The organism is Nocardia tenerifensis NBRC 101015, assembly GCF_000308715.1.
Classification (GTDB): Bacteria; Actinomycetota; Actinomycetes; order Mycobacteriales; family Mycobacteriaceae; genus Nocardia; species Nocardia tenerifensis.
The window spans coordinates 1-2764 of record NZ_BAGH01000062.1; the positions used below are offsets into that span (position 1 = coordinate 1).

3 protein-coding genes and 1 pseudogene are annotated in these 2764 nt (G+C 69.8%); all 4 read left to right on the top strand.

The window, feature by feature from the left end; genetic code table 11:
• Positions 1–748, top strand: a pseudogene (locus tag ON39_RS05455) (hypothetical protein); the annotation flags it as partial.
• 158 nt (positions 749–906) lie between these two features.
• Entirely contained in the window at positions 907–1350 is a 444-nt protein-coding gene (gene rplM, locus ON39_RS05460; protein ID WP_040731719.1) for a 50S ribosomal protein L13, read from the top strand.
• Positions 1347–1862 carry a 30S ribosomal protein S9 gene (rpsI, locus tag ON39_RS05465; RefSeq protein WP_040731722.1) on the top strand — a complete coding sequence of 172 codons (516 nt, stop codon included), beginning with the start codon at positions 1347–1349 and terminating at the stop codon, positions 1860–1862. Before rplM ends, rpsI begins: the two co-directional genes overlap by 4 nt.
• A gap of 227 nt (positions 1863–2089) precedes the next feature.
• Positions 2090–2764: phosphoglucosamine mutase (locus ON39_RS05470; RefSeq protein ID WP_040731724.1), on the top strand; the 675-nt coding region annotated here is incomplete at its 3' end.

The following is a 2764-nucleotide window of genomic DNA, read 5'->3' on the forward strand; positions in this document are numbered from 1 at the left end:
GGGCGCCGCGCATCGGCAGGCCGAGTCGGCGCAGCGTCAGGCGGAGTCCTCGCAGCGGCGCACCGACGTTCCGCAGCCGCACATGGATCCGTCGCCGCCGCGCACGGTGCCGCCCGTGCAGTACGGACCCGGCTACCCGACGCAGGGCGAGGAGCCGACCACGCGGATCACCCGCGACGAGGTGGCGCGCGGACTCCCGCCGAACCTCGCCGAGCTGGGCAGCCGGTTCACCCGGCCGCCAGGGCAGTATCCAGAGGAGCAGGGGCGTCCCGGTGGCACCCCGCCGGGACAGCTGTCCGGGGCGCACGTCTATCAGGCGCCGCAGTCCGAGGCCGCCGATCCGGCCCGGGCCGGGCAGTGGCGTGAGCCGGAGGACGACGACGAGGAACGGCCCCGCAAGGGGAAGCTGTGGAACAAGATGAAGGACAACCTGTTCGGGGCGCACACCGTGGTGGGCGCGGTGGCGCTGGCGATGGTCGCGCTGCCGGTCGGCGGTGAGCGCGTCGAGCTTGCCGCGGTCGAGACGACCCTGGCGGCGTCGCCGCGGCCGGCCGAGCCGGAGGTCTGTCCGTTGATGCCGTACGTGACCAACGAGGTCCGGCCGGGCATCTCCTCCGCCCGCGGCCAGTCGGAGGAGGGGCAGACGGCCGCGGATTCGGACTGCGGTCAGCCGGGCGTCGACACCCTGCGCTTCCTGCTTCCCGGCCCTCGCCGGGCGATCGACCCGGGCCCGCCCATCGATATCTGACGCGATTTCGGCGGCTCGATCCCGGCTGGTATCGTGGCTCGTTGGCGTATGGACGACCGGGCAACCGATCGTGCAATCGAACCCCGGGTCTCCACCGGCCGCCGGGTGCTTCGCCCATATGCCTGGCCGGCAACACCGACTACAGACAGGGAAGCACTGTGCCTACGTACAGCCCCAAGGCTGGTGACGTGTCCCGTCAGTGGTACGTCATCGACGCCACTGACGTAGTGCTCGGCCGTCTCGCCGTTCAGGCAGCGAATCTGCTGCGTGGCAAGACGAAGCCGACCTACGCACCGAACTTCGACGGTGGCGATTTCGTCATCATCATCAACGCCGACAAGGTCGCCATCAGCGGCAACAAGAAGGCGGACAAGCTGATCCACCACCACAGCGGGCACCCGGGCGGCCTCAAGTCGCGCACTGTCGGTCAGGTGTTGGAGACCCGTCCCGATCGGCTCGTGGAGAAGGCCGTCAAGGGCATGATCCCGAAGAACAAGCTCGGCAACGCGATCGCGGGCAAACTGAAGGTCTACGCAGGCCCCAGCCACCCGCACGCCGCTCAGCAGCCCATTCCGTTCGAGATCAAGCAGGTGGCCCAGTGACCGCTCCTGAGGAATTCAACGCCGAAGCCGCCGTCGACGAGTACGACGCCGTCGAGGTGGTCGAGGACGGCGAAGGCTACGAAGAGGCCGAGGTCACCGCGGAGACCTACGCCCCCGTCCTGATCGACCGCCCGGTGCAGACCGTCGGCCGTCGTAAGGAAGCCGTCGTTCGCGTGCGCATGGTGCCGGGCTCCGGCAACTTCGTGCTCAACGGCCGCACCATCGAGGACTACTTCCCGAACAAGGTGCACCAGCAGCTGGTCAAGTCCCCGCTGGTGACCGTCGAGCGGACCGAGAGCTTCGACATCATCGCACTGCTGCACGGCGGCGGCCCGTCGGGACAGGCGGGCGCCCTGCGTCTGGCCATCGCCCGCGCGCTGATCGAGGTCACCCCGGACGACCGTCCCGCGCTGAAGCGGGCGGGCTTCCTGACCCGTGACCCGCGTGCCACCGAGCGTAAGAAGTACGGCCTGAAGAAGGCGCGTAAGGCGCCGCAGTACTCGAAGCGCTGATTTGGCTTCGCCGCGTACCGTTATCCGGCACCCTGGAAGGTGTTGGAGCGGTACCGTCGGCGGGCTACCTGTATGAGAGCAGGCGCCCAGCTCGGCTGGTCGCCTGCTCTCGTGCTGTATAGAAGCGGCGTTCGCGGGCCCAGCCTCTTCCCGGCCCGGTGCGTGCGCCGCAGATCAAGCCGCGGCGGTTCGGGCGTGCCGCGGATCCACCGATGAGGGGCTGAGGTATGGGACGTTTGTTCGGCACCGACGGAATCCGTGGGCTGGCCAACGAGTCATTGAGTCCGGAACTGGCACTGCGCGTCTCGGGTGCGGCCGCCCAGATCTTGAGCAGTGGAAAGCAGCGCCCCCTCGCGGTGGTCGGGCGCGACCCGCGGGCCAGCGGCGAGATGCTGGAGGCCGCGGTGACCGCGGGCCTCACCGCCGCGGGCGTGAACGTGCTCCAGGTCGGCGTGCTGCCGACCCCCGCCGTCGCCTATCTCACGGACCTGTACGACGCGTGCTTCGGCGTGATGATCTCCGCCTCGCACAATCCCATGCCGGACAACGGCATCAAGATCTTCGCCGCGGGCGGGCACAAACTCGACGACGCCATCGAGGACCGCATCGAGGCGCTGCTCGCCGAGGACGCCCCGCTGCGGCCGACCGGCGGCGGCATCGGCCGGGTGGTCAACGCCCCCGGCGCGCGCGACCAGGACCGGTACAGCGTCGAGGGCACCCACGAGCGATACGTCGAGCATCTCGTCGAGGCGACCGGCCAGGACCTGTCCGGGCTGACCGTGGTGGTCGACTGCGCGCACGGCGCGGCCGCCGAGGTCGGGCCCGCGGCGTTGCGCGCGGCCGGGGCGACGGTGATCGCGATCAACGCCGAGCCGGACGGCCTCAATATCAATGATCGTTGC